The 19,452-nt window shown below is 72.3% G+C and carries 21 protein-coding genes; 17 read left to right on the top strand and 4 right to left on the bottom strand.

The genetic code is table 11. The features are described from left to right. Positions 1-38 precede the first annotated feature (38 nt). From argB to argH, 6 genes are read left to right on the top strand one after another with little or no spacing between them, the layout of a single operon-like run. A complete protein-coding gene (argB, locus tag LADH09A_RS28245; protein ID WP_238648722.1) occupies positions 39-944 on the top strand; it encodes an acetylglutamate kinase in 906 nt (301 codons plus the stop codon). Beyond that, positions 941-2,170, top strand: coding sequence for an acetylornithine transaminase (locus LADH09A_RS28240; RefSeq protein ID WP_238648720.1), 1,230 nt, complete (start codon positions 941-943; stop codon positions 2,168-2,170). The genes argB and LADH09A_RS28240 overlap by 4 nt, the downstream gene beginning before the upstream one ends. Further along, positions 2,167-3,105 (top strand): ornithine carbamoyltransferase, encoded by a 939-nt coding sequence (argF, locus tag LADH09A_RS28235; RefSeq protein WP_238648719.1) that lies wholly within the window; start codon positions 2,167-2,169, stop codon positions 3,103-3,105. Before LADH09A_RS28240 ends, argF begins: the two co-directional genes overlap by 4 nt. Further along, a complete protein-coding gene (locus tag LADH09A_RS28230; protein ID WP_238648718.1) occupies positions 3,102-3,617 on the top strand; it encodes an arginine repressor in 516 nt (171 codons plus the stop codon). Before argF ends, LADH09A_RS28230 begins: the two co-directional genes overlap by 4 nt. Continuing rightward, positions 3,614-4,825 carry an argininosuccinate synthase gene (locus LADH09A_RS28225; RefSeq protein ID WP_238648717.1) on the top strand — a complete coding sequence of 404 codons (1,212 nt, stop codon included), beginning with the start codon at positions 3,614-3,616 and terminating at the stop codon, positions 4,823-4,825. Before LADH09A_RS28230 ends, LADH09A_RS28225 begins: the two co-directional genes overlap by 4 nt. Positions 4,826-4,833: 8 nt before the next feature. Then, positions 4,834-6,297, top strand: coding sequence for an argininosuccinate lyase (argH, locus tag LADH09A_RS28220; RefSeq protein ID WP_238648757.1), 1,464 nt, complete (start codon positions 4,834-4,836; stop codon positions 6,295-6,297). Positions 6,298-6,340: 43 nt separating this feature from the next. On the opposite strand, the gene LADH09A_RS28215 is transcribed toward argH, so the two are convergent. Next, positions 6,341-6,694: an MmcQ/YjbR family DNA-binding protein gene (locus LADH09A_RS28215; RefSeq protein ID WP_238648716.1), complete on the bottom strand. Its 354-nt coding sequence runs from the start codon at positions 6,692-6,694 to the stop codon at positions 6,341-6,343. Positions 6,695-6,767: 73 nt separating this feature from the next. Then, positions 6,768-7,193, bottom strand: coding sequence for a DNA-binding protein (locus tag LADH09A_RS28210; RefSeq protein ID WP_238648715.1), 426 nt, complete (start codon positions 7,191-7,193; stop codon positions 6,768-6,770). Positions 7,194-7,292: 99 nt separating this feature from the next. On the opposite strand from LADH09A_RS28210, the gene LADH09A_RS28205 reads away from it, so the two are divergent. From LADH09A_RS28205 to LADH09A_RS28185, 5 genes are all read left to right on the top strand, one after another. Further along, positions 7,293-7,934, top strand: coding sequence for a DNA-3-methyladenine glycosylase (locus tag LADH09A_RS28205; RefSeq protein WP_238648714.1), 642 nt, complete (start codon positions 7,293-7,295; stop codon positions 7,932-7,934). A gap of 82 nt (positions 7,935-8,016) precedes the next feature. Continuing rightward, positions 8,017-9,102 (top strand): WD40/YVTN/BNR-like repeat-containing protein, encoded by a 1,086-nt coding sequence (locus LADH09A_RS28200; RefSeq protein ID WP_238648713.1) that lies wholly within the window; start codon positions 8,017-8,019, stop codon positions 9,100-9,102. Between the two features lie 10 nt (positions 9,103-9,112). After that, positions 9,113-9,379 (top strand): ubiquitin-like small modifier protein 1, encoded by a 267-nt coding sequence (locus LADH09A_RS28195; protein ID WP_238648711.1) that lies wholly within the window; start codon positions 9,113-9,115, stop codon positions 9,377-9,379. 204 nt (positions 9,380-9,583) lie between these two features. Then, positions 9,584-10,726, top strand: a complete 1,143-nt coding sequence (locus tag LADH09A_RS28190; protein ID WP_238648709.1) for an LLM class flavin-dependent oxidoreductase — start codon at positions 9,584-9,586, stop codon at positions 10,724-10,726. Next, complete coding sequence (locus LADH09A_RS28185; protein ID WP_238648708.1) at positions 10,723-11,358, top strand: FMN reductase; 636 nt, start codon at positions 10,723-10,725, stop codon at positions 11,356-11,358. Before LADH09A_RS28190 ends, LADH09A_RS28185 begins: the two co-directional genes overlap by 4 nt. Here LADH09A_RS28185 and LADH09A_RS28180 read toward each other — a convergent pair. Further along, a complete protein-coding gene (locus tag LADH09A_RS28180; protein WP_238648707.1) occupies positions 11,351-12,235 on the bottom strand; it encodes a universal stress protein in 885 nt (294 codons plus the stop codon). The genes LADH09A_RS28185 and LADH09A_RS28180 overlap by 8 nt on opposite strands. 122 nt (positions 12,236-12,357) lie before the next feature. Between LADH09A_RS28180 and LADH09A_RS28175 the strand changes: the two genes are divergently transcribed. From LADH09A_RS28175 to LADH09A_RS28155, 5 genes are all read left to right on the top strand, one after another. Then, positions 12,358-12,861, top strand: coding sequence for an ArsR/SmtB family transcription factor (locus LADH09A_RS28175; RefSeq protein ID WP_238648706.1), 504 nt, complete (start codon positions 12,358-12,360; stop codon positions 12,859-12,861). Positions 12,862-12,912: 51 nt separating this feature from the next. Next, a complete protein-coding gene (locus LADH09A_RS28170) occupies positions 12,913-14,385 on the top strand; it encodes a serine hydrolase domain-containing protein (protein ID WP_238648705.1) in 1,473 nt (490 codons plus the stop codon). A 38-nt stretch (positions 14,386-14,423) separates the two neighbouring features. Beyond that, a complete protein-coding gene (locus LADH09A_RS28165) occupies positions 14,424-14,924 on the top strand; it encodes a GNAT family N-acetyltransferase (RefSeq protein WP_238648704.1) in 501 nt (166 codons plus the stop codon). A gap of 9 nt (positions 14,925-14,933) precedes the next feature. Further along, positions 14,934-15,575, top strand: a complete 642-nt coding sequence (locus LADH09A_RS28160) for a YgjV family protein (protein ID WP_238648703.1) — start codon at positions 14,934-14,936, stop codon at positions 15,573-15,575. Positions 15,576-15,753: 178 nt separating this feature from the next. Continuing rightward, on the top strand, positions 15,754-17,085 hold the full coding sequence (locus tag LADH09A_RS28155; RefSeq protein ID WP_238648701.1) for a hemolysin family protein: 1,332 nt from the start codon (positions 15,754-15,756) through the stop codon (positions 17,083-17,085). A gap of 19 nt (positions 17,086-17,104) precedes the next feature. On the opposite strand, the gene LADH09A_RS28150 is transcribed toward LADH09A_RS28155, so the two are convergent. Further along, positions 17,105-17,488, bottom strand: coding sequence for a PaaI family thioesterase (locus LADH09A_RS28150; RefSeq protein WP_238648756.1), 384 nt, complete (start codon positions 17,486-17,488; stop codon positions 17,105-17,107). A gap of 107 nt (positions 17,489-17,595) precedes the next feature. Here LADH09A_RS28150 and tyrS point away from each other — a divergent pair, with 107 nt between their 5' ends. After that, the gene (gene tyrS / locus LADH09A_RS28145; RefSeq protein WP_238648755.1) at positions 17,596-18,888 is read left to right on the top strand and encodes a tyrosine--tRNA ligase; all 1,293 of its coding nucleotides are present in this window, start codon (positions 17,596-17,598) and stop codon (positions 18,886-18,888) included. Positions 18,889-19,452 lie beyond the last annotated feature (564 nt).

Raw genomic sequence — 19,452 nt, 5'->3', positions numbered from 1 at the left:
CAGCGGAGTCCCGCAGTCGCGAACGAAAGGCCGGCGCGGTGAGTCTCAGCAGCGACCTGACTCGCGCCCAGGTCAAGGCGGAGACGCTGATCGAGGCGCTGCCCTGGCTGGCGCGCTTCTCCGGCTCCACGGTCGTGGTCAAGTACGGCGGCAACGCGATGACCGATCCCGAGTTGCAGCGGGCGTTCGCCGCGGACATGGTGTTCCTGCGCTATGCGGGCCTCAAGCCCGTGGTGGTGCACGGCGGGGGCCCGCAGATCTCCGCCATGCTGGGCCGGCTCGGCATCGCCAGCGAGTTCCGGGGCGGCCTGCGGGTGACCACCGCCGAGGCGATGGACGTCGTCCGGATGGTGCTGGTCGGGCAGGTCGGCCGCGAGCTGGTCGGGCTGATCAACTCGCACGGCCCGTACGCGGTGGGCCTCTCCGGCGAGGACGCCCGGCTGTTCACCGCGGTGCGCCGTCCGGCGTACGTGGACGGGTTGCCGGTCGACGTCGGGCAGGTTGGTGACGTCGAGTCGGTCGACGTGTCCGCGGTGACCGATCTGATCGAGGCTGGTCGGATTCCGGTGATCTCGACGGTGGCGCCGGACGTGGACGGGGTGCTGCACAACCTCAACGCGGACACCGCCGCCGCCGCGTTGGCCATCGCGTTGCGGGCCCGCAAGCTGGTCGTGCTCACCGACGTGGCCGGCCTGTACGCCGACTGGCCGGACACCACCAGCCTGGTCTCCGAGATCGTCGCGGACGACCTGGCCAAGCTGCTGCCCACCCTGGAGTCGGGGATGGTGCCGAAGATGGAAGCCTGCCTGCGCGCGGTGCGTGGGGGAGTGCCGGCGGCGCACGTCGTCGACGGTCGGGTGGCGCACTCGACGTTGCTTGAGGTGTTCACCTCGGAAGGGTTCGGAACGATGGTGGTGCCGGGAGACGGGATGGTCGGGTCGTGAGCACGCTGGCGCAGCGGTGGAAGCAGTCCATGATGGACAACTACGGCACGCCGCCACTGGCGCTGGTGTCCGGTGCCGGTGCCGTGGTGGTCGACGACGCCGGCCGCGAATACCTCGACCTGGTCGGTGGCATCGCGGTGAACGCCCTCGGTCACGCCCACCCGGCCGTGGTGGCGGCGGTGTCGAAGCAGGTCGCGACCCTCGGGCACGTCTCCAACCTGTTCGTCGCGGAGCCGCCGGTGGCCCTGGCCGAGCTGCTGTTGGCGCTCGCCGGGCGGCAAGGCCGGGTCTTCTTCGCCAACTCCGGGGCGGAGGCGAACGAGGCGGCGTTCAAGCTGTCGCGGCGTACCGGCCGCACGCACGTGGTGGCCACCAGGGGCGGCTTCCACGGCCGCACCATGGGTGCGCTCGCGCTGACCGGTCAGCCGGCCAAGGCCGATCCGTTCCGGCCGCTGCCCGGTGAGGTGACGCACGTCGACTACGGCGACGTCGCCGCCCTGGAGGCGGCCGTCTCCGACGCCACCGCGATGCTGATCCTGGAGCCGATCCAGGGTGAGAACGGTGTGGTCGTCCCGCCGGCCGGTTACCTGGCCGCGGCCCGCCGGATCACCGCGCGGCACGGCGCGTTGCTGGTCCTCGACGAGGTGCAGACCGGTATCGGCCGCACCGGGCACTGGTTCGCGCATCAGGCCGAGGGTGTGGAGCCGGACGTGGTCACCCTGGCCAAGGGCCTGGGTGGGGGGTTGCCGATCGGCGCCACGCTGGCCTTCGGCCCGGCCGCCGACCTGCTTACCCCCGGCTCGCACGGCACCACCTTCGGCGGTAACCCGGTCAGCTGCGCGGCGGCGCTGGCCGTGGTGGCGACCATCGCCAACGAGGGCCTGCTCGACAACGTCAAGCGGGTCGGCGAGCGGCTGCGCCACGGCATCGAGTCGTTGGGGCATCCGCTGATCGCCGGCGTACGCGGCGAGGGGCTGCTGCTCGGCGTGACGCTCACCGCGCCGGTGGCGACGGTGCTCGCCGAGGCGCTGCGGGAGGCCGGTTTCCTGGTCAACCCGGTGCAGTCGACGGTGCTCCGGCTGGCTCCGCCACTGATCCTCACCGCCGCGCAGGCGGACACCTTCCTCGCCGCGCTGCCTGCCGCCCTGGACGCGACGGCCCCGGCGGCCGCCGGCACGACGCTCGAACCCTCCACTCTGACCACCACGACGGGGACGACTCGATGACCCGGCACTTCCTGCGCGACGACGACCTCTCACCCGCCGAGCAGTCCGCGGTCCTCGACCTGGCGGCGCGGATGAAGGCGGACCGGTTCGGCCACCGACCGTTGGTCGGCCCCCGCTCGGTGGCGGTGCTCTTCGACAAGCAGAGCCTGCGGACCAGGATCTCGTTCGACGCCGGCATCGCCGAGCTGGGTGGGCACCCGCTGGTCGTGGACACGCAGGTCACCCACTTCGGCCGGGGCGAGTCCCTCGCCGACGCGGGGCGGGTGCTGTCCCGCTACGTCGCGGCGATCGTGCTGCGTACCCACGGCGACGACCGGATCGCCGAGGTGGCGGCGGGCGCCAGCGTGCCGGTGGTCAACGCGCTCACCGACGGCTTCCACCCGTGCCAACTGCTGGCCGACCTGCTCACCGTCCGGGAGCGGTGCGGCGGCACGGCCGGTCGCACCCTGACCTACGTGGGGGACAGCGCGAACAACATGGCGCAGTCGTACCTGCTGGCCGGGGCGACGGCCGGCATGCACGTCCGGGTCGCCGGGCCGGCCGGCTTCGCGCCGGATCCGAGCGTGGTGGACGCGGCCGCTCGGATCGCCGCCGGGACCGGCGGGTCGGTGCGGGTGCTGACCGACCCGGCCCAGGCGGTACGCGACGCCGACGTGCTCGCCACCGACACGTGGACCTCGATGGGGCAGGAGGCCGACGGGCTGGACCGGATCACCCCGTTCCTGCCGTACCAGGTCAACAAGGAGCTGCTCGGTCAGGCCGCACCGGACGCGATCGTGCTGCACTGCCTGCCGGCGCACCGCGGTGAGGAGATCACCGACGAGGTGCTCGACGGCCCGCAGAGCGCGGTCTTCGACCAGGCGGAGAACCGCCTGCACGTGCAGAAGGCGCTGCTCATGTTCCTGTTGGACACCGCGACGGGGGAGTCCCGATGACCTCGCCGTTGACCCGCGCGGCCCGGCACGCCCGGATCGTGGAGCTGATCCGTGACAAGGCGATCCGGTCGCAGACCGAGCTGGCCGACCTGCTCGCCTCCGACGGTGTCGGCGTCACCCAGGCCACCCTCTCGCGCGACCTGGAGGAGCTGGGCGCGGTCAAGGTGCGTGGCGGCGACGGCCCGGCCGTCTACCTGATCCCCGAGGACGGCAAACGGCCGTTGCGCGACGCCGAGGCCGCGCCGGCCCGACTGATGCGGCTGCTGCACGAGCTGCTCAACGGCGTCGACTCCAGCGGCAACATCGCCGTGCTGCGTACCCCGCCGGGCGCAGCCCAGTACCTGGCCAGCGCGTTGGACCGAGCGGGCCTGCCCGAGATCGTCGGCACCATCGCCGGCGACGACACCATCCTCGTCGTGGCCCGCGAGGCCGTCGGTGGGGCCGCGCTCGGCGAGAAGCTCGCCGGCTGGGCCCGGCGGGAAGACAACGTGGAAGGAAACACGACATCATGACCGAGCGGGTGGTGCTCGCGTACTCCGGAGGGTTGGACACCTCCGTCGCCATTCCGTACCTGGCCGAGCAGACCGGCGCCGAGGTGATCGCGGTCGCGGTCGACGTCGGTCAGGGCGGCGAGGACCTCGACGCGATCCGGCAGCGTGCCCTGGACTGCGGCGCCGCCGAGTCGGAGGTCGTCGACGCGCGCGACGAGTTCGCCGCCGACTACTGCCTGCCGGCCATCCGGGCCAACGCCCTCTACATGGACCGCTACCCGTTGGTGTCGGCGCTGTCCCGGCCGTTGATCGTCAAGCACCTGGTGGCGGCGGCGCGTCAGCACGGCGGCACGATCGTGTCGCACGGCTGCACCGGCAAGGGCAACGACCAGGTCCGGTTCGAGGTGGGCCTGAACGCGCTCGCCCCCGACCTGAAGATCGTCGCGCCGGCCCGGGACTTCGCCTGGACGCGGGACAAGGCGATCGCCTTCGCCGAGGAGAAGGGGCTGCCGATCGACGTGTCGGCCAAGTCGCCCTACTCGATCGACCAGAACCTGTGGGGTCGGGCGGTGGAGACCGGTTTCCTGGAGGACATCTGGAACGCTCCCGTCGAGGACCTCTACTCGTACACTGCCGACCCGGCGCTGGACCGTGACGCCGACGAGGTCGTGATCACCTTCGACGGCGGTGTGCCGGTGGCGATCGACGGTGAGACGGTCACCCCGTACCAGGCGATCCTGGAGCTGAACCGGCGCGCCGGCGCCCACGGCGTGGGCCGGCTCGACATGGTCGAGGACCGCCTCGTGGGCATCAAGAGCCGCGAGGTGTACGAGGCGCCCGGCGCGGTCGCGCTGATCACCGCCCACCAGGAGCTGGAGGCGGTGACCGTGGAACGCGACCTGGCCCGGTTCAAGCGCGGCGTGGACCAGCGCTGGGGTGAGCTGGTCTACGACGGCCTGTGGTTCTCGCCGCTGAAGGACTCGCTGGACGCGTTCATCGACGACGCGCAGCGGCACGTGAGCGGTGAGGTGCGGATGACCCTGCACGGCGGCCGGGCCACCGTGACGGGCCGTCGCTCCGAGGCGAGCCTCTACGACTTCGGGATGGCCACCTACGACACCGGCGACACCTTCGACCAGTCCCTGGCCAAGGGTTTCGTGCAGTTGTGGGGTCTGCCGAGTCGGATGGCCGCCGCTCGGGACGCCCGGCTGGGCGGTGGCGGACAGTGAGCCCCACAATGGGCGGCGTGGACGACAAGAGCCTGACCGAGAACAGCGCCGCCACCAACCGGACGAGCCTGTGGGGTGGCCGGTTCGCGGGCGGCCCCGCCGAGGCGCTCGCCCGACTGTCGGTGAGCGTGCAGTTCGACTGGCGCCTGGCGCCGTACGACATCGCCGGTTCCCGGGCGCACGCCCGGGTCCTGGCCGGCGCCGGCCTGCTCGACCCGGAGGAGCTGGGCCGAATGCTGGCCGCGTTGGACGACCTGGAGGCCGCCTGCGCCTCCGGGGCGTTCCGGCCCACCATCGAGGACGAGGACGTGCACACCGCGCTGGAGCGCGGCCTGCTGGAGCGCCTCGGCAGCCTCGGCGGCAAGTTGCGCGCCGGCCGGTCCCGTAACGACCAGGTCGCCACGGATCTGCGTCTCTACCTGCGGGACCACGCCCGGGGTGTGGCCAGCCGCCTCGTCGAGCTGGCCGAGGCGTTGGTCGAGCAGGCCGAGCGGCACATCGACACCGCGGCGCCCGGCATGACCCACCTCCAGCACGCCCAGCCGGTCACCTTCGGGCACTGGCTGCTGGCCCACGTGCAGCCGCTGCTGCGGGACCTGGAGCGTCTGCGTGACTGGGACCACCGGGCGGCGGTCAGTCCGCTCGGCGCGGGCGCGCTGGCGGGCTCCGGCCTGCCACTGGACCCGGTGGCCGTGGCGAAGGAGCTGGGTTTCCGGACGTCCTTCGCCAACTCGATGGACGCGGTCGCCGACCGGGACTTCGTCGCCGAGTTCCTCTTCACCACCGCCCTGATCGGGGTGCACCTGTCCCGGCTCGGCGAGGAGGTGGTGCTCTGGACGTCGCACGAGTTCGGCTGGGTCGAGCTGGACGACTCGTTCGCCACCGGCTCGTCGATCATGCCGCAGAAGAAGAACGCGGACATCGCGGAGCTGGCGCGCGGCAAGTCCGGGCGTCTGGTCGGCGGCCTGGTGACCGTGCTCACCATGCTCAAGGGCCTGCCGATGACCTACGACCGGGACATGCAGGAGGACAAGGAGCCGGCCTTCGACGCGGTCGACACCCTGGAGCTGCTGTTGCCGGCCCTGGCCGGAATGATCTCCACGATGACGGTCCGGGTGGACCGCCTCGTCGCCGCCGCCCCGGTCGGCTTCTCCCTGGCCACCGAGGTCGCCGACTGGCTGGTCCGGCGCAACGTGCCGTTCCGGGACGCGCACGAGATCACCGGCCGGCTGGTGGCGCTCTGCGCGGCTCGGGAGTGCGAGCTGAACGACGTCTCCGACGAGGACCTGGCCGCGATCAGCGGGCACCTCGACCCGTCGGTGCGTGATGTGCTCTCGGTTCGCTCGGCCCTCGCCGCCCGCACCACTCCCGGTTCCACCGGGCCCGGCCCGGTCGCCGACCAGCTCGCCGCCGCGGCGGACCGGTTGGCCGGCTGGCGGGAGTGGGCCACCGAACGGGTCGTACCGCGCTGACCGCGTCGCGGCGTCGGCGGGTTCCGTCGGCGCCGCGGCCGGTTCAGGCCGTCGGGCGCTCCCGCCTGGGGAGCTTGGCGACCACCATGTCGTACGACGCGTCGACCGCCTCGGTCAGCTCCTCGGCGTCGATCCCGCCGTTGAGACGCAGGGTGTTCCACCCGGACCGACCGATGTAGGCCATCACCCGGGCGTCGTCGGGATGCCGGTGCAGCCACTCGTCGGCCACCTCGCGGGTCGGCCCGCACTTGATGCCGACCGTCGGCTCGCCGCCACCGTTGCCGAGGAACGCGAAGATCCGGCCACCCACCTTCACCACCTCGTCGCCCTCCCACGGCTGGTCCAGCCACGCCCCCGGCTTGGCCAGGCAGTACGCCAGCATGTCCGCGCGCTCCATGGGTGCCTCCTCGTCGTGCGCACAGTGTGCCCGCCGAATCGCTTGCGGGCACGCGGTGTGCCGGTTCGCGCGGTCAGCCAATCTGCTCGGCCGAGCGGGCGGCGACCCGCTCGTAGCGCTGCCGGGCCGCCTGTGCGCTGCCCAGCCCCAGCCCGTACGCGATCGCCTGCCAGGTCAACCCGCGGTCGCGGGCCAGCGTCATCAGCCCGGCCTCCAGCGCGTCCAACTCGGCGCGGACGTGCGGCAGCAGGGTCAGCGCGGCGGTCAGGTCGGCGGCGTCGACCGGCTCCTCGGTCGGCTCCCGCTCGGCCCCGCCGGCGGCCAGCGCGGTGACCAGGGCGACCGCCTCCCACGGGTCCAGCACGTACGGGTGGGCCCAGCGGGAGCGCTGGGTGTCGGTGCCGGCATGCCGGTCGCTGATCCGCTGGAGTGCCTCGTGGGTGCGGTGGGCGCGGGCGTGGGCCGGGTGCGGCGCGGTGAACGGGTCGTCCGTCGTCATGTCCCGAGCACACACCCTCAACACGACATTGTCAACACTTTGTTGAAATGGCGGCCGGTCGTACGTGGTTGTCGCCGCTGGGCTGGGTACCGTCGAACCATGGACCTGTTGCCCGGTGACCACGCCGCCGACGCTGACCTGGCGGCACTGGCCGACCTGCTGGCCGGCCCGCTGCTGCCGGCCGCGCGCGGGCTGCTGGGCTGCGAGCTGCACGCGGGCGGCGTCACCGTCCGGATCACCGAGGTCGAGGCGTACGCCGGCATGGCCGGAGACCAGGCCTCGCACGCCCACCGGGGGCGCACACCGCGCAACGCGGTGATGTTCGGCCCGGCCGGGCACGCGTACGTCTACTTCACCTACGGGATGCACTGGTGCATGAACGTGGTGACCGGAGTCGAGGGGGAGGCCTCCGCCGTGCTGCTGCGCGCCGGGGAGGTGGTCGACGGCCTGGCCGCGGCCCGGGACCGTCGGCCGGCCGTACGCCGGGACGTGGACCTCGCCCGGGGGCCGGCCCGGCTGTGCGCCACGCTCGGCATCGACCGCTCCGCGTACGGCGGCTACCTGCTGGGTGACGGGCCGGTCCGGCTGCGCCCGCCGACGCGGACGGTGCCGTCGGAGACGGTGGTCGCCGGTCCCCGGGTCGGTGTGACGGGCGCGCATGACCTGCCGTGGCGGTTCTGGCTGGACGGCGACCCGACGGTCAGCGCGTACCGGCGGCACGTGCCCCGCACCCGACGCTGATCCCCGGGCGTGTGTCCCACGGACGTGTCGGGGGGTGTGGCCATAATCACCGCACCTGCTCACGGACGGTTCGGAGGACATCATGGCGACGCTGCTCGCGATCGGCACGGCCAAGGGGTTGTTTCTCGCCACCAGTGGTGATGACCGGCGCAGTTGGGAGATCACCGGCCCGCACTTCCCGATGACCGGTGTCTACGCGGTCGCGGTCGACACCCGTCGCCCCACCCCGCGGCTGCTGGCCGGGGTGACCAGCTCGCACTTCGGTCCCAGCGTCGCCACCAGCGACGACCTCGGCGCCTCCTGGGACGAGCCCGACCACGCGCCGGTCGCGTTTCCGGACGACACCGGCGTCTCCCTCGGGCGGGTCTGGCAGCTGATGCCGGCCGGTCCCGACCAGCCGGACGTGGTCTGGGCCGGCACCGAGCCGTCCGCGCTGTTCCGGTCCACCGACGGCGGCCGCAGCTTCGAGCTGGTCCGCTCCCTGTGGGACCACCCGCACCGCCCCCAGTGGGAGGGTGGCTTCGGCGGCCAGGCCGTGCACACCGTGCTGCCCCACCCGCGTGACCCGGCCCGGCTGCTGGTCGCCATGTCCACCGGCGGGGTCTACCGCTCGGAGGACGCCGGGGCGAGTTGGGCGCCGGGCAACACCGGCATCCGCGCCTACTTCATGCCCGACGAGTGGCCGGAGTTCGGCCAGTGCGTGCACAAGGTCGCCCGGGACGCCGGCAATCCTGAGCGGCTCTATGCGCAGAACCACCACGGTGTCTACCGCTCCGACGACGACGGCCGCACCTGGTCCTCGATCGCCGACGGGCTGCCCAGCGACTTCGGCTTCCCGATGGTGGCCCACCCGGGGCGGAGCGGCATGGTGTGGACCTTCCCGTTGGTGGCCGACGGCGAACGGTTCCCCACCGACCACCGCTGCCGGGTGTTCCGTTCCGCCGACGCGGGCGGCAAGTGGGAGCCGCTGTCGGTGGGGCTGCCCGAGGGGCCGTTCTACCCGGCGGTGCTGCGCGACGCGATGTGTGCCGACGAGGCCACCCCGGGTGGGGTCTACTTCGGCACCCGTTCCGGCGAGGTCTACGCCAGCCGCGACGAGGGTGACTCCTGGTCCCTGGTGGCCGCGCATCTGCCCGACGTGCTCTGCGTTCGCGCCGCGGCGGTCTGAGGTGGTCACCGTGCTGCTGCCCGGCCCGCTGCGCGGCGAGGCCGGCGGTGCCAGCCGGCTGAGCGTCACCGCCGCCGGGACGCTGCGGGCGGTCCTGGACGAGGTGGCCGCCCAGCATCCGCGGCTGTCCCGGCGCATCCGTGACGAGCGCGGCGAGCTGCGCCGATACGTCAACGTCTTCGTCGACGGTGAGGACTGCCGGCACTCCGGAGGTCTGGCCACCCCGGTCGGCGACGACGCCGAGGTGCAGGTGTTGCCGTCGGTGGCGGGCGGCTGACGCCGCGGGCAGGCGGCTGGGTGGACGCCGCGGGCGGGCGGTTGAGCCGGCGGTGCCGCCCCGTCGGGTGGCCGCTGTCCGCTTTTGGGCGTGACCTGTGCCACCTCGGGACGTGCCGCCTCCGGAATAGTTGCGTCGTCAAATAAGTTGACTGCTGCGTCCGGGCACGACGAATGACCCGGTTCTACACGCAGGGAGCTGGTCATGCAGTTCGGAGTCTTCACCGTCGGTGACGTCACGGTCGACCCGACCACCGGTCGGGAGCCGACCGAGCATGAGCGGATCAAGGCGATGGTCGCCATCGCGCTCAAGGCCGAAGAGGTCGGTCTGGACGTCTTCGCCACCGGCGAGCACCACAACCCGCCGTTCGTGCCCTCGTCACCGACCACCATGCTCGGCTACGTGGCGGCGCGCACCGAGCGGCTGCTGCTGTCCACCGCCACCACGCTGATCACCACCAACGACCCGGTGAAGATCGCCGAGGACTACGCGATGCTCCAGCACCTGTCCGGCGGCCGGGTGGACCTGATGATGGGTCGCGGCAACACCGGCCCGGTCTACCCGTGGTTCGGCAAGGACATCCGCGCCGGCATCCCCCTGGCCATCGAGAACTACGACCTGCTGCACCGGTTGTGGCGCGAGGACGTGGTCGACTGGAAGGGCAAGTACCGCACCCCGTTGCAGTCGTTCACCTCGACGCCGCGTCCGCTCGACGGCGTGCCCCCGTTCGTCTGGCACGGCTCGATCCGCAGCCCGGAGATCGCCGAGCAGGCCGCGTACTACGGTGACGGCTTCTTCGCCAACCACATCTTCTGGCCCAAGGAGCACACCCAGCGGATGATCGCGCTCTACCGCCAGCGGTACGCGCACTACGGCCACGGCTCCGCCGACCAGGCCATCGTCGGTCTCGGTGGGCAGGTGTTCATGCGGCGCAACTCGCAGGACGCGGTCCGGGAGTTCCGGCCGTACTTCGACAACGCCCCGGTCTACGGGCACGGGCCGTCGCTGGAGGAGTTCACCCGGGAGACCCCGCTGACCGTGGGCAGCCCGCAGCAGGTCATCGACCGCACGCTCGGCTTCCGGGAGTACGTCGGCGACTACCAGCGGCAGCTCTTCCTGATGGACCACGCCGGGCTGCCCCTGAAGACCGTTTTGGAGCAGCTCGACCTGCTCGGCGAGGAGGTGGTGCCGGTGCTGCGCAAGGAGTTCGCCGCGCTGCGGCCGGCGCACGTGCCGGAGGCGCCCACCCACGCCTCGCTGGTCGCCGCCGCCGGTGGCGGCACGGACAGCACCGTGCACGCCGTGGACGACGTGACGGGCAAGGCGCCGGAGGGGGCGACCCGATGACCCGCCGCACCCTGGCCGTGGTCTCGGCGGGGCTGAGTCAGCCCTCGTCGACCCGGCTGCTCGCCGACCAGCTCGCCGCGGCCGCCCGCGACGAGCTGGTCCGGCGCGGCTCCGAGGTGGAGCTGCGTGTGGTCGACCTGCGGGAGTACGCCCACGACGTGGTGAACAACATGCTCACCGGGTTCCCGCCGGCGGCGCTGCGCGAGGTGGTCGACGCGGTGACCGGGGCGGACGGGCTCATCGCCGTCACCCCGATCTTCAGCGCCTCCTACAACGGGCTGTTCAAGTCCTTCTTCGACGTGTTGGATGCGGGTTCGCTGGTCGACCGGCCGGTGCTGATCGGGGCGACCGGCGGCACCGCCCGGCACTCGCTGGCACTGGAGCACGCCGTCCGCCCGATGTTCGCCTACCTGCGGGCGGTGGTGGTCCCGACCGCGGTCTTCGCCGCACCGGAGGACTGGTCGGACGGCACCGCCGACGGCGCGTTGCGCGGCCGGATCCGGCGTGCCGCCGGGGAGTTGGCCGACCAGGTCGAGCGTCGGCCGCCGGCCAGCGGCCCCGCCGACCCGTTCGCCCTCACCACCGACTTCCTGCAGATGCTCGGTCGGTCCGACGACACACCGGTCAGCTGACCGGATAGGGGTGGGCGACCAGCACCGGGCAGTGCGCGTGCTGGATCGCCGCCTGACTGACCGAGCCGAGCAGCAGCCCGGTGAATCCGGCCCGGCCCCGGGTGCCCACGACCAGCAGCGACGCCGTGCCGCTGGCCTCGATGAGCCCCTGGGCCGGGCCGGCCGCGCGGACCGGGTGTTCCCGCACCACCAGCTCGGGGTGCTGGGCGCGAACGGCGGCGGAGGCCTCGGCCAGCAGCCGTACCGTGTCGGCCTGGTGTGCGGCCTGCGACTCCTCGATCTCCTCCGGCACCGTCCGTCCCTCGTCGGCCGGGCCGACGTGCACCAGCACCAGCGGCACGTCCCGCAGGGCGGCCTCGTCGGCGGCGTGGCCCGCGGCGAGCCGGGACGCCTCGGACCCGTCGACGCCGACGAGCACCGGAGCGTCCACCGGGATCGGCTGTTCGTCCGGGCGGACGACCAGCACCGGGCAGTGCGCGTGCGCGGCCACCTGCCCGCCGACCGAGCCGAGCAGCAGCCCGGCGAACCCGCCCAGCCCCCGACTGCCCACCACGACCAACTCGGCCTGGCGGGACTCCTCGATCATGGTGATGCCGGGGCCGCCGGCGACCTGGCGCACCTCGACGGTCAGGCCGGGCCACCGGTCGGCCAGCTCGGCCGCCGTGCGTTCCAACATCTTCTGCGCCTCCTCGGAGGGCACCGGCACCCCGAAGTCGTACGGGTTGAGCGGCACGCCGTAGCCGAGCGGATGCAGGTAGCCGTGCACCAGGCGTAGCGGCCGGGACCGGAGCAGGGCTGCGCGGGCCGCGTGCTCCGCGGCGACGAGGCTGGACGGTGATCCGTCGACGCCCACCACGACGGGTCGGTTCATCGGCACTCCCTGGGTCGGTCCGCTGCCCCGTCCATCTTGCTGCCTCGGTGGCGGCGCGCTCGGCACGGATCGCCCACCGGCTGACGACAGATCTTGCTCGTAAGTACGTTAGTACGTACTATCGACACATGGGCACAGTGGAAGAGCGGCTGGCCGCACTGGAAGAGCAGGTCACCGCCCTCAACGAGCGGCTGACGCCGACGGCACCGGCCCCAACCGATTCCGAGGGCGTCTTCTGGGCCCTCGACGGCCTCAAGCAGCGACTGCCCTCCGACGGCACCGGCGCGGTCCTCTACACCGGCACCGTCCGCGTCGCCGGGCAGCACTACGACTGGCAGTACGGCCGCACCGTCGACGACGTGCTCGCCGCCGACTGGACGGAGCTGGCCACCACGCTCTCCGCGTTGGCCCACCCGGTGCGGCTGCGGCTGCTGCGCGAGATCCTCGACGGCCGGCAGAGCACCAGCGAACTGGCCGAGATCGAGGAGTTGGGCACCACCGGCCAACTCCACCACCACCTGCGCCAGATCACCGCCGCCGGCTGGCTGCGCAGCGCCGGCCGGGGCCGGTGGTCCGTCCCCGCCGAACGCGTGGTGCCGCTGCTGACCATCCTCACCGCCGCCGGCCGCTGACCCCGTGCCGCAGCACCGACCACACGAGCGACGACCAGCAGGAGGAGCACCATGCGCCGGACGACCGTGATCACCGTCGTCGTCGCGCTGATCGCCGGCCTCGCCGGAATCGCGCTCATGCCCCGGGTGGCCCGCCTCGGCGCGCAGGCCACCGGCGATGCCGACCTGGTCAGCGCCGCACGAGCGGCCGTACGCGATCCGTCGGGGCACCGTGGGCTCGCCGTCGCCCTGGTCGAGAACGGCCGGATCCGCACCGCCGGCCTGGGGGACCGGGACCGGAGCGGCAAGCCCGTCGAGCCCGGCACCTCGTTCGAGATCGGCTCGGTCACCAAGGTGCTCACCGGCATGCTCCTCGCCGACCAGGTCGCCGCCGGCGTCGTCCGCCCCGACGACCCTCTCGGCACCACCTGGCCCACGGTCACCGGCTCGGCCCGCGACGTGACGCTCGCCGAGTTGGCCAGCCACCGCGCCGGCCTGCCCCGGCTCGCCCCTGACGGCATCCTGGGCTGGGCTCGCATCCTCTGGTCCAACGTGTCCGGCGGCAACGCGTACGCCGGGCAGGACGTCGACGCCATCCGGAGCGCCGCCGACCGGGTCACGCCCGACGACGACGAGCGCGGCGAGGTCCACTACTCCAACCTCGGGCCGTCCGTGCTCGGCCACGCGCTCGCCGCGAAGGCCGGCGTCGCGTACGCCGATCTGCTGCGGGCGCGGCTGCTCCAGCCGCTCGGCATGAACGCCACCGTGATCGCCACCGACGCCGACGACCTGCCGGCCGGCCGCGCCCACGGCGGCCGGGCCGCCGGCCGGGCGCTCGACCCCTGGTCGGGAGTGGGGTACGCCCCGGCCGGCGTCGGCCCCTGGTCCACCGCCGAGGACCTGGGCCGGCTGGCCGCCGCGACCCTCGCCCGCACCGCGCCCGGCGCCGACGCCACCACGGCCCGCTTCCGCGAGGACGGCGACACCCGCATCGGGTACGGCTGGTTCACCACCCGCCACGGTGACCGCGAGGTGGTCTGGCACAACGGCGCGACCGGCGGGTTCCGGTCCTACGTCGGCCTCGAACGGGCCACCGGCCGGGCGGTGGTGGTGCTCGGCAACACCGACAGGGGCGTCGAGCCGATCGGGCTGCGACTGCTCGGCGTCCCGGAGGAGGCCGGGGCGGCGGCACCAGCGGCGCCGGTCTGGATCGGCGCCGGTCTCGCGGTGGCCTTCACCTTCCTCGGCGGCCTGTCCCTGCTCGGCACCGCCCGCCGCCGCGAACTGGACCGGGTGACCCTGGTGGCGGCGGTGGTGTGGGCGTTCGCCTATCTCGGGTTGGCGCACCGGATGGGTGACTGGTCGATGGTGCCGGTCTGGCTCTGGCCGCTGGGGGCCGGCCTGTCCGCGGCGGGGGCGACCCTGGCCGTGACCCGGTGGTCCGCCCTGCCGGTGGTCGATGCGCAGGTGCCGTGGCGTCGCCTGCTGTCGGTGGCCAGCTCCCTGTTCGCCGCGGTGCTGGCGGTCGCCGCCGTGAGCAACTGAGCGAGCCGCGCCGGTCCGCCGTTGCGTACCCTCGGCCGATGACTTCTGATCTGCGGCTGCGCCCGGTTCTGGAAGACGACCTCGTCGAGTTCTTCCTGCACCAGCAGGACCCGGAGGCCAACCGGATGGCCGCCTTCGTCGCCAAGGACCCGTCCGACCGTCGGGAGTTCGCCCGGCACTGGGCCCGGGTGCTCACCAACCCGGCGAACCGGGTCCGCACCGTCGAGGTCGACGGCGAGGTGGTCGGCTACGTGAGCGCCTTCCCGGTCGACGACCAGACCGAGGTCAGCTACTGGATCGACCCGCAACGCTGGGGCCGGGGCCACGCCACGGCGGCCCTGGCCGCCCTGCTGTGCGAGGTGCCCCGACCGGTGCACGCCCGCGCCGCCAAGGACAACGCCGCGTCCCTCGCGGTGCTGCGCAAGTGCGGGTTCGTGGTGGTCGGCGAGGACTCGGGGTACGCCAACGGCCGCGGCGAAGACGTCGAGGAGTGGCTCCTGGAGCTGCCCGCCGACGGCCCTGACCTGGGCGGGCACTAGTCTCGCGGCGTGAACTGGTTGGATCTCGTCGGCTGGGCCGGCTCCGCGGTGCTGGTCTGGTCGTTGTTGCAGTCGCGCGTCCTGCGGCTGCGCGCGCTCAACCTCGTCGGCAGCGTCGTGCTGATCGGCTACAACGCCGCGATCGAGGTCTGGCCCATGGTCGGGCTCAACGTCGTGCTCGCGGCGATCAACATCTGGTACCTGCGCGGGATGCTCGCCACCCGTCACGACGAGCAGACCTACCAGGTGGTGGAGGTCGGCGTCGGCGACCAGTTCCTCGCCCACACGCTGCGGGTGCACGCCGCCGACATCGCCCGGTTCAACCCCGACTTCCGGTGGGACCCGGACACCTCGGGACGATCCGCCTTCCTGGTGGTCACCGCCGACGAGGTGGTCGGCGTCGTGCTGTCACACGCCGAGGCCCGCGACGTCGCCCAGATCGACCTGGACTACGTGACCCCGAAGTTCCGCGACTTCACCCCGGGCGAGTTCGTCTACCGACGCAGCCACCTGTTCACCGAACGGGGCTTCCGCCGGGTGGTCAGCCCACCCCGGATGGTCGCGCCGTACTACCACCGGCTCGGCTTCCGCCCCGAGGGCGACTCGTACGTCCTCGATCTGCCGACGACCCCGGTCGCCGATCCCGCGTAGCGACCTCGGTCGCCGATCCCGCGTAGCGTCACCGGCGACCGATCCGGCGTAGCCTCGCCGGGGCAGGATTCGGCGGGCACCGGACGGGGCAATCACACGCCTACGCCGGGCGGGCTCGCCGACCGGCGGGCGCCGCGCGTACTGGCCGGTGCCACCACCACGAGGGAGCGAACCGGGCGTGCAGAGCTACGGGAGCCAACTGGCCCTGGTCGGAGTCCTGGTCGTGATCAATGCGCTCTTCGCGGGCAGCGAGATGGCGTTGGTGTCACTGCGGGACAGCCAGATCCAGCGGTTGGAGCGCACCAGTCGTGCGGGGCGGGTGCTGGCCCGCCTCGCCAAGGACCCGAACCGCTTCCTGGCCACCATCCAGATCGGCATCACCCTCGCCGGCTTCCTCGCCTCCGCCGCCGCGGCGGTCTCGCTGGCCAAGCCTCTCGTGCCGCTGCTCGGCATGTTCGGCGGCGCCGCCGAGACGGTGGCGATCGTGGTGGTCACCCTCGCGCTGACGTTCGTCACCCTGGTCTTCGGCGAGCTGGCGCCCAAGCGGATCGCCATGCAGTCCGCCGAGCGGTGGGCGCTGCTGGTGGCCCGCCCACTCGACCTGCTGGCCACGTTCACCCGCCCGGCCGTCTGGGCGCTCGGCGCCACCAGCGACGTGGTGGTCCGCCTGGTCGGGCTGAACCCCAAGCACCAGCCGGAGGAGATCGGCCCGGACGAGCTGCGGGACATCGTCGCCGGCAACCACGGCTTCACCAAGGAACAACGCACCATCATCGCCGGCGCGGTGGAGATCGCCGACCGACGGTTGCGGGCTGTCCTCGTACCCCGGTTGCAGGTCTTCACGCTCGACAGCGGGACCACCGCGGAGGCCGCGCGGCTCGTGCTGGCCGCCACCGGGCACTCCCGCGCGCCGGTCGTGCGACACGGCGGCCTGGACGACACGGCCGGCGTGATCCACCTGCGCGACCTGGTGGGGGTGCCCGACGACCGCCCGGTCGACGAGATCGCCCGCCCCCCGATGCTGCTGCCCGACTCGTTGCCCGTCGTGGACGCGCTGCGCCAGTTCAAGGCCGAGCGCCAGCACATCGCACTCGTCGTGGACGAGCGCGGCGCGGTCGACGGCATCGTCACCCTGGAGGACATCCTGGAGGAGATCGTCGGTGAGATCTACGACGAGACCGACCGGGACGTGAGATCGGTACGACGCGACCCCGACGGCGCGCTGCTGCTGCCCGGCACCTTTCCGGTGCACGACCTCCCCGACATCGGCGTCGAGCTGCCGTCGCGCCCGGACGGCGACTACACCACCGTCGCCGGCCTGGTGCTGGCCCGGCTCGGGCACATCCCCACCGTCGCCGGCGAGGACGTCACCCTGGACGGCTGGGTGCTGGTGGTGGCCGGCATCGACCACCGGGCGATCACCGAGGTACGGGTCAGCCGGGTGCCCGACGACACCGACTCCGACGCCGACCTGACCTCGGAGCCGGTGCTGGACGAGGCCCGCAGCTGACCCGCCCGGGTGTCGCCGCTCAGTCGCGCGAGAGGTTCTGTAGCCGGACCTGACCGCGCGCGACCAGCCGCTCGTCGGCATCGGTGATCTCCACCTGCCACAGCTGCTGGCTGCGGCCCCGGTGCACCGGCGTGCCGACCGCGGTCAGCTCCCCGTCCCGCACGGCCCGCAGGAAGTCGGTCTGGTTCGACACGCCGACCACCGTGCCCCGGTCGGCCAGCCAGAGGGAGCCACCCACGCTGGCCGCGGTCTCCACGACCGAGCAGTACACCCCACCGTGCAGGATGCCGAACGGCTGGTGCAGCTCCGGTCGGACCTGCCAGCTGATGACCACCCGGTCGGCGGACGCCTCTTCGAACTTCAGCCCGAGCAGGGCGACGAAACCACCCGTCAGATCCGGCATCTCCACGGCAGAACCCCTCCTCGATCAACGGGGCGCAAGCCTAACCGGGGCGGGTTACGGCAAACCCGGTACGGGTCGGTGCCGGCGATGGGGGAGAATCGGTGACCGTGACCGACAGCAGCCCCCCGCCGTCCGGGCGGGACTCCCTGACCGACGACCTGCTCTGGCGTGGCCTCATCCAGGACTCGACCGGCCTCGACGAGCTGCGCGAGTTGCTCGACGGCGAGACGGCCGCCACCTATTACGTGGGCTTCGACCCCACCGCCCCGAGTCTGCACGTCGGCAACCTCATGCAGGTCCTCATGGCCCGCCGGCTGCAACTCGCCGGCCACCGCCCGTTGTTGCTGGTCGGCGGGGCCACCGGGCAGATCGGTGACCCGAAGGAGAGCGCCGAACGGACCCTCAACCCGCCCGAGGTGATCGCCGGCTGGGTCGAGCGCATCCGAGAGCAGCTCGCGCCCTTCGTGTCCTACACGGGGGACAACGCGGCGCAGCTGGTCAACAACCTGGCCTGGACCGGCGAGATGTCGATCGTCGAGTTCCTCCGCGACGTGGGCAAACACTTCCCGGTGAACAAGATGCTGGCGCGGGAGGTGGTGCGGGCCCGGCTGGAGACCGGCATCAGCTTCACCGAGTTCAGCTACCAACTGCTGCAGGCCAACGACTTCTTCGAGCTGCACCGCCGGCACGGCTGTCAGCTCCAGTTCGGTGGCTCCGACCAGTGGGGCAACATCACTGCCGGCGTCGACTACGTGCGCCGGCGGGGCGCGGGGCCGGTGCAGGCGTTCACCACGCCGCTTGTCACCAAGTCCGACGGTACGAAGTTCGGCAAGAGCGAGGGCGGCGCCGTCTGGCTCGACCCCACCATGACCAGCCCGTACGCGTTCTACCAGTTCTGGCTCAACGTCGAGGACCAGGAGGTCGACCGCTACCTGCGCTACTTCAGCTTCCGTACGCGCGACGAGCTGGAGGAACTGGCGAAGGCGACGGCCGAACGGCCGGCGGCCCGGCTGGCGCAGCGGGCGCTCGCGGAGGAGCTGACCACCCTGGTGCACGGCGCCGACGAGACCCGACAGGCGATCGCCGCCAGTCAGGCCCTCTTCGGTCGCGGGTCGCTGGAGGACCTGGCTCCGGAGACGTTGCGCGCGGCGTTGACCGAGGCCGGCCTGGTGCGTCTCTCCGGCGAACTGCCGGATGTGGCGGGTCTGTTGCGCGACTCCGGGCTCGTGAGTGGCCTCAAGGAGGCCCGTCGGGTGATCGCCGAGGGTGGTGCCTACGTCAACAACAACCGGGTGACCGAGGTGGAGGCCGGAGTCTCGGCGAGCGACCTGCTGCACGGGCGATACCTGGTGCTGCGCCGCGGCAAGCGCTCGTTCGCAGGCGTTGAGCTGGGCGAATAGTCGACTGTCGACGATGTGACCGGGGACGCGTCCGGTGGATTTGACGATCATCCAGCCGGACGCGTAACTTTCTCTCTGTCAGCGCGGAACGGACGAAACAGGCGAAAGCCTGAGGCGGCCGGAGCGCGGCAACGACCGCCGGGTCGGAGGGGTTGAACCTCTCGGGACCGGCACCGGGTGGTGTCCCCAAAGTTCGCCGCGAGGCGGATTTGGTGCGGCGGAACCGACCGGGTATGGTTACCAACCGGCAGGGCACCGGGCAAGCTTGCGGGAGACCGCAGCGGCCGGCCTGCCGAATCCGTGACGAGAGCGGCGCAAGCCGGTCGAGACATGGTGCCCGCATTACCGGATGAAGCACGACGAACCGCGAAACACCGGTTTGACACGGCAGAAACCAGCGGGTAACGTAGTAAAAGTGCCTGGCGCTGGAAAGCGCAAGCGACATGAACGAAAAGCCCCGGTTGGGGTTCCACTGAGGTGGGGCTTCTGGTCGGTGTGTGGTTGTTCTTTGAGAACTCAACAGGGTGCTTGTAAAGCCAGTGCCAATTATGATTTATACCCCGG

Source organism: Micromonospora cabrerizensis, assembly GCF_022230955.1.
In the GTDB taxonomy this organism is placed as follows: Bacteria; Actinomycetota; Actinomycetes; order Mycobacteriales; family Micromonosporaceae; genus Micromonospora; species Micromonospora cabrerizensis.
The sequence above is the reverse complement of the archived record's forward strand: the minus strand, read 5'-3'. Positions and strand labels throughout refer to the sequence as shown.

Excerpts from the sequence above, each read along its gene's own strand:
- LADH09A_RS28225 (WP_238648717.1), top strand. The coding sequence starts at position 3,614 with ATGACCGAGCGGGTGGTGCTCGCGTACTCCGGAGGGTTGGACACCTCC.
- argF (WP_238648719.1), top strand. The coding sequence starts at position 2,167 with ATGACCCGGCACTTCCTGCGCGACGACGACCTCTCACCCGCCGAGCAG.
- LADH09A_RS28200 (WP_238648713.1), top strand. The coding sequence starts at position 8,017 with ATGGCGACGCTGCTCGCGATCGGCACGGCCAAGGGGTTGTTTCTCGCC.
- LADH09A_RS28185 (WP_238648708.1), top strand. The coding sequence starts at position 10,723 with ATGACCCGCCGCACCCTGGCCGTGGTCTCGGCGGGGCTGAGTCAGCCC.
- LADH09A_RS28210 (WP_238648715.1), bottom strand. The coding sequence starts at position 7,193 with ATGACGACGGACGACCCGTTCACCGCGCCGCACCCGGCCCACGCCCGC.
- argH (WP_238648757.1), top strand. The coding sequence starts at position 4,834 with ATGGGCGGCGTGGACGACAAGAGCCTGACCGAGAACAGCGCCGCCACC.
- LADH09A_RS28205 (WP_238648714.1), top strand. The coding sequence starts at position 7,293 with ATGGACCTGTTGCCCGGTGACCACGCCGCCGACGCTGACCTGGCGGCA.
- LADH09A_RS28175 (WP_238648706.1), top strand. The coding sequence starts at position 12,358 with ATGGGCACAGTGGAAGAGCGGCTGGCCGCACTGGAAGAGCAGGTCACC.
- LADH09A_RS28150 (WP_238648756.1), bottom strand. The coding sequence starts at position 17,488 with ATGCCGGATCTGACGGGTGGTTTCGTCGCCCTGCTCGGGCTGAAGTTC.
- LADH09A_RS28170 (WP_238648705.1), top strand. The coding sequence starts at position 12,913 with ATGCGCCGGACGACCGTGATCACCGTCGTCGTCGCGCTGATCGCCGGC.
- LADH09A_RS28230 (WP_238648718.1), top strand. The coding sequence starts at position 3,102 with ATGACCTCGCCGTTGACCCGCGCGGCCCGGCACGCCCGGATCGTGGAG.
- LADH09A_RS28190 (WP_238648709.1), top strand. The coding sequence starts at position 9,584 with ATGCAGTTCGGAGTCTTCACCGTCGGTGACGTCACGGTCGACCCGACC.
- LADH09A_RS28215 (WP_238648716.1), bottom strand. The coding sequence starts at position 6,694 with ATGGAGCGCGCGGACATGCTGGCGTACTGCCTGGCCAAGCCGGGGGCG.
- LADH09A_RS28165 (WP_238648704.1), top strand. The coding sequence starts at position 14,424 with ATGACTTCTGATCTGCGGCTGCGCCCGGTTCTGGAAGACGACCTCGTC.